At 69.4% G+C, this 6190-nt stretch carries 5 protein-coding genes; all 5 read left to right on the top strand.

Annotation, left to right across the window (positions count from 1 at the left end; translation table 11 throughout):
- The coding region (locus ACOJSF_RS04295) for a fibronectin type III domain-containing protein (protein WP_420140993.1) at positions 1–2766 on the top strand (2766 nt) is incomplete at its 5' end.
- Between the two features lie 4 nt (positions 2767–2770).
- Positions 2771–3136, top strand: a complete 366-nt coding sequence (locus tag ACOJSF_RS04290; RefSeq protein ID WP_420140992.1) for a hypothetical protein — start codon at positions 2771–2773, stop codon at positions 3134–3136.
- 82 nt (positions 3137–3218) lie between these two features.
- Entirely contained in the window at positions 3219–4073 is an 855-nt protein-coding gene (locus ACOJSF_RS04285; protein WP_420140991.1) for a GPO family capsid scaffolding protein, read from the top strand.
- A 59-nt stretch (positions 4074–4132) separates the two neighbouring features.
- Positions 4133–5185 (top strand): phage major capsid protein, P2 family, encoded by a 1053-nt coding sequence (locus ACOJSF_RS04280; protein WP_420140990.1) that lies wholly within the window; start codon positions 4133–4135, stop codon positions 5183–5185.
- Positions 5186–5246: 61 nt separating this feature from the next.
- On the top strand, positions 5247–6068 hold the full coding sequence (gene gpM / locus ACOJSF_RS04275; RefSeq protein WP_420140989.1) for a phage terminase small subunit: 822 nt from the start codon (positions 5247–5249) through the stop codon (positions 6066–6068).
- Positions 6069–6190: the final 122 nt, after the last annotated feature.

Genomic DNA, 6190 nt, shown 5'->3' with positions numbered 1-6190 from the left:
CCCAAGAACATCACGCGCCGGATCGCCGCCGGCGCATCCGGCCCGGTCACCACGCTCGCGCGCCTTCTTTCGGAATCGAGCTTCTCGCGCGTGTCGGGCGATGCCGCGTTGACGCTGTCCGCCGGCGGCGTCGCCTCGCTTTCGGCCGGCCTCGGTGTCGGCACCGCCGCCTCGATCCTCGTCCTCGAGGAGGCCGGCGACACCGCCGTCCGCTATCGCCTGACGCTGCAGGCGGCGCCTTCGGTGCCGGCGGCGCCGACGCTCACCGCCACCGCCGGCGACGCGCGGGTCACGCTCTCCTGGGTCGACAATGGCGATGGCGGCGCCGCGATCGTCGATCATATCCTCTACGCCGGCGCGACGCCCGAAGCGCTCGAGGCGATCGGTCCTATCGGCGCGGTGGGCCCGATCCTCCTGGACAACCTGCCGAACGGCGTGCCCGTGTCGCTGGCGATCGCCGCCGTCAACTCGGAGGGCGCCGGCCCACGCTCGGCGGTGCAGACTGTCACGCCGAGCGCGCTGCAACTCTTCCGCTTCGCGGATAATTTTAACGACGCGGCCGATAACCTCTACATCAACCGCCGCCCGGGCTGGCAGGTCATCACGGGCGACAGCCGGACGAGCGCCTTCGTGCAGGCACGCGGCCAGGCGCTCGCCATGTTCGACGGCAACAACAACGCCCAGGCCGACGGCAATCTCAACGCCGCCTTCGCCGGCGTCGATATCGGCCGGATGGACGGCGGCTATGCCGAGGCGCGCTATACCGCCGCAGCAGCGATCAACGCCTACGGGCCGGCGGTCAATTATCACGATCGGCTCAACTGGGTCGCGCTGCGCGTCAACTCCGCCAGCCGGATCGCGATCGTCCAGGTGCTGAACGGCGTCATGACAATCCTTTATGACAGCTCGAACCGGCTCAACGCCGGCAGCTACGTGGCGCCTGGCGACCGGTTCCGGCTCGATTGCGACTGGTCGACCGGGACGCCGCGTATCACGCTCCTGCGGAATGGGGTGCCCTATCCCCAGGCTGCCGACGTTTCGAGCGGTGCGCCGTCCTACCCGTTGGCGGCCTCGGCCGCGTTGCCGCGATCGTCGCGCTATGGCGTGGTCGGCCCCTCGATTGCGAACGGCGCCAATGGCGGCTGGGACGATTTCGAAGCCGGGCACCTCGGCTCGGCGCCGCTGCCGCGCCTGACGGTCGATCCGATGGTACGCCTCTACCAGCGCAGTCGCGCCACGGGGAAGCGCGCGTTGCCCATCGCCGGCATTGCGGCGGGCGTGAGCGGTATGGAGTTTCGGCTGCTGCAGAATGGCGCGGTGGTCCCCGGCTGGGATTGGGGTGAGAAGCCTCTTTCCAACCTGGTCTTGCCTAGCAGCGGCCGGTGGACGGCGCGCACGCCGGAGGTCGACGCCGGCGACGGCTACCAGATCGACGTCCGCGCGATCAACGATGCGCGCGCCGGCGCGATCACGCGGCGGTTCGGCGTCGGCGCGATCGTCGTCACGCATGGGCAGTCTAACGCGACGCCGCTGGCGGCGACTGGCCCGGTCGCCGGCGTCACCCGCGCCGCAGCGCCCAACACCTACGCGGTCGCGGGCATCCGCGATGCGTCGGGCTCGGGCAACGACGTGAGCGCCTTCACCCGCCTGCAGGACATGCAGTTCGACGGCCCGGCCAGCGGCGCGCTTGCCAACTCCTATGCCGGCTGCGTCCTGTACGGCGCCGCGTCCGGCGCGCCTGGCATCCCGCTCATGACGGTAGGCCTCGGCCTCGGCGCGCGCCGGATCGAAACCTTTCTGCCCTCCTACACGACCAAGGACGTGTTCGGCGGCACGATGACGTTGTGGGAGGCCACCGTCTACGAGCTGAACGCGCTCTACGATCCGACCGGCGTCGACACGGCGACGGCCGATTTCGAAGCGTTCGTCTGGCTCCAGGGCGAGGACAATGCCGGTCGGACGCTCACTGTGGCCGCGTTCGGCGCGCCTGAGGAAGCGGCCTATCGCGCCAATCTCGCGACGCTCTACCAGAGCTTGCGCAATCTGACCGGCCGGTCGACCGCGCAGCTCCCCTTCGTGCTGATGGGGCTCAACCGCTCTTACTCGACCAACCCGACCGCCGACGCTGTCAGCCCGGGCTGGACCCGCTTTCGTTCGATGCAGTGGGACGTTTGCGACCCCGCGTCGGCCGGTCACATCGCCGGCATGTTCTACGGCGGCAGCCTCATGGACATACAGCTCCTCGCCGCGCAGGCGGCCGAGCCCCACTATCTCGCCGCCGATCGCGCCGAGGTGTCGCTGCGCGCCGGCTATGCGGTGGCGCGGGCCAAGGGCTGGCGTGCGAACGATCGGCGCGGACCGATCCCGATCTCGCTCGCGCGCAGCGGCAACGCGATCACCGTCACGTTCGATCTGCAGATGGCGACCGGCCTGACGTGCGCCGCCGCGATCGCGTCCCAATTCCTGTTCGCAGCCAGCAACGCGCTCGAGGCGAGCGGCGGCCAGGCCGGCTTGCTCGCGATCGCCAACCGCGTCGCGCCCAGCTCGATGGCGATCGGCGCGGTCCAGGGCCAGCAGCAGGACGTGACCTTTACCTTCGCCACCGCGCCGGCGGCCGGCTGGGCGATGCAGATGTATGGCGGCTCCAACCCGCAAGCCGTCGTCGGCCGCGATCCGAACGCGCTCTATGGTCAGCAGGCGTTGGCCGTCACCGGCAGCAACCTCGTCCTGGCGGCCGGCGCCTTCGCGCCGATGGTGGTCGCTTAGGGCGGTGGATCACTTCCGCCTGCGCTGGCGCGACTACGAGGTCGGCGTCGTGCGCGACCCCACGGGCAAGGGCGTCCGGCTTTCGCGGCAGCAGATGGAGGTGCTGTCGATCTTCGTCCTGCGCCGTGCGCTGACGATCGCCGAGCTGATCGAGATCCTGTATTCCGACGATCCCGAGGGCGGCCCACTCGCGCCCCGCGTCGTCGTGTCGCAGGTCATCGCGCAGATCAACCGGGCGATCCGCCCCTGGTGGACCATCCGGCGTCAGCGCGGGACGATCGCGCATGAGCTGGCGCGCCTGCGCGATTATCGCCGGCCGGCGTTGAGGCCCGCCATTGTAGAGAGCGTCTCTACACCGCCGCCGCCTTGAGCTGAAGCGCCGATCGGCCCCTTTTCGCGCCATCGCCCCGTGCCCCCGCGCAGGGCCCGGATCGCTCGCACAAGGGACCGTCATGGCCAAGACCAAGTTCTTCCGCATCGCCGTCGAAGGCGCCACCACCGATGGCCGCGAGATCCAGCGCGACTGGATTCAGCAGATGGCGGCGAGCTACAATCCCGGCACCTACACCGCCCGCATCAATTGCGAGCATCTTCGCGGCTTCAGTCCCGATACGCCCTTCAACGCCTACGGCACGATCCTGTCGCTGAAGGCGGAGGAGATCGACCTCGCGATCGACGGCAAGACCGAGCGCCGCCTGGCGCTGTTCGGCGAGATCGACGCCAACGATCAGCTGGTCGAGATCAACCGCAAGGGCCAGAAGCTGTTCACCAGCTGCGAGATTCAGCCCAACTTCGCCGGCACCAACAAGGCGTATCTGGTCGGCCTGGCCGTCACCGACAGTCCCGCTTCGCTCGGCACCGAAATGCTCAAGTTCGCGGCCGGCCAGGGCGACGACAATCCGCTCGCCGCGCGTAAGCTGCACAAGGACAATCTGTTCACCGCCGCCACCGAGGCGACGATCGAGCTGGCGGCCGAGCCCGCCGACGAAGGCAAGACGCTGATCGCGCTCGCCACCGATTTCTTCAAGCGGTTCACGACCGGTACGCCGCCGGTCGAGCAGCCCACGCCCGAACAGCAGGCGCCCGCCAACGATAATGACGCGCGCTTCGCTGAATTCGCGCAGGGCATCACCCGGCTGGGCACCGCCATGCAGGGTCAGGTGGCCCAGCTCGCGACTACCGTCGCCAAGCTGAGCGCGGACCAGGCGACGCTGGTCGCCACGCTGTCCGGCACGCCCGACGGGCAGCAGCCCAAGCGCCCGCCGGCGACCGGCGGTGCCGCCGCCTTCACCGCCACCGACTGCTGATCGCCCACCGCGTCCCACGCCCGCCGCCCCGCCTCTCGCTCGTCATCCCGAGGACCGCCATGAAGAACACCACCCGTATCGCCTTCGCCGCCTACGTCTCGCAGATCGCGCTCCTGTCCGGCGTCACCGCCGCCGAGGGCGCGACGTCGATCAACTTCGCCGTCGAGCCGTCGATTCAGCAGAAGCTGGAACAGAAGACGCAGGAAACGAGCACCTTCCTCCAGCAGATCAACATGGAGACGGTGACCGAGCTGAAGGGCGAGAAGCTCGGCCTCGGCATCGGCGGGCCAGTCGCCAGCCGCACCGACACGAGCGGAGCCGGCGAGCGCTCGACCACCGATCCGACCGCGCTCGAGGCGCACGGCTATGAGTGCCGCAAGACCAACAGCGACACGCATATCAAATATGCCAAGCTCGATCAGTGGGCCAAGTTCGCCGATTTCCAGACGAAGATCCGCGACCTGGTCCTGAAGCGTCAGGGTCTCGATCGGATCATGATCGGCTGGAACGGCCGCTCCGCCGCCGCGACCACCGACAAGGTCGCGAACCCGCTCCTGCAGGACGTCAATATCGGCTGGCTGCAGCAGATCCGCGCCAACGCGCCGGCGCGCTGGATCAGCGACGGCGAGCTGACGGCCGACGCCACCAAGGCGATCTACGTCTCGGACGCGGGCACCGCCGACTACAAGTCGCTCGACGCGCTGGCGACCGACGCGGTCAAGCTGCTTGATCCGTGGGCCCAGGACGATACCGAGCTGGTCGTCATCCTCGGCCGCGATCTGCTCGACGACAAATATTTCCCGATCATCAACAATGCGGGCTCCAAGGCGACGGAGGTGGTCGCGCGCGACCAGATCCTGCGCTCGGCCAAGCAGGTCGGCGGCATGCCGGCGGTGCGCGTCCCCTTCTTCCCGGCCGGCGCGATGCTGATCACCCGCCTCGATAACCTGTCGATCTACACGCAGGAAGGCAGCCGCCGCCGCGCCGTGAAAGACAATCCGAAGAAGGACCAGGTCGAGAATTACGAGAGCTGGAACGAAGCCTACGTGGTCGAGGATTACGGCTACGTCGCCTTCGTCGAGAATATCGTGATGGGCCCCAAGCCGGCCTGATCGCCGGCGCCCGCTCCCTCTCTCGACCATCCCCTTGCCCGTCACCCTCGAAGGAACCGCGATGAGCCTCGTCCGCCGCCATCTTGCAAAGCATGCTGCCCTGCAGGCGGCCGCGGCCTCCTCGCAGGGCGACGGGCTCGCCACCATCGTGCCGGCGACCGTCGCGTCGCCGGCCGATGGCCAGGCATCCTCGCCGCCGCCGGCGCCGATCGGCGCCGAGGCGCAGCTCGCCATGACACGCCTGCGCGTCGATCTGCAGCGGCTGAAGGAAATCCAGTCGGTCGAGCGCAAGATCGACGCCAAGCGGCTGATGCTGCCCGAATATGACGATTACATCGCAGGCCTGCTCGCCGCCGCGCGCGAAGCCGGCGCCGGCGTGACCGACGAGGTGCTGCCGACCGTCATGGTCTGGCGGATCGACGTCGGCGATTACCAGGGCGCGCTGGATCTCGCGGACTATGTTCTGCGCTGGTCGGTCCCGCTGCCGCATCGCTACCAGCGCGCCGCCGCGACGCTCGTCACCGAGGAGATCGCCGACGCCGCGCTCAAGCTGCTGCCGGACGCGCCGTTCGATCTCGACGTGCTGTTCCGCCTGGACGAGCTGGTCGCCGACGAAGACATGCACGACCAGGTGCGGGCGAAGCTCAAGAAGGCGATCGGGCTCGAGCTCGCGCGCCGTGCCGCCACCGATCCGGGCGAGAGCGCGATCGCCGGCGAAGTCGCCGCCGCGCAGCGCGTCGCGCTCGACCAGCTCAAGCGCGCCCTCGCCCTCAATCCGAAGGCGGGCGTGAAGAAGCAGATCGACACGCTCGAGCGCGCGATCGCCAAGCAACCCGATGCCGAAGCGGCTGGTGGCCAGGCGCCGCCGGCCGACATCGGCTGATGCCTCGCCCCCCGGCGCCCGGCGGCGGGCCGCAGGGGTGGATGGCCGCACCGCCGCGCTCCTCCCCCATCGTTCCCCACCCCCCGCCCCGGGGGGGGGCCCGGAGCCCCGGCCCTGAGTGG

The sequence above is a fragment of the Sphingomonas sp. genome, assembly GCF_048594985.1.
Taxonomy (GTDB): Bacteria; Pseudomonadota; Alphaproteobacteria; order Sphingomonadales; family Sphingomonadaceae; genus Sphingomonas_I.
Note: the sequence above shows the minus strand (reverse complement) of the source record. Positions and strands in the feature narration are given on the sequence as shown.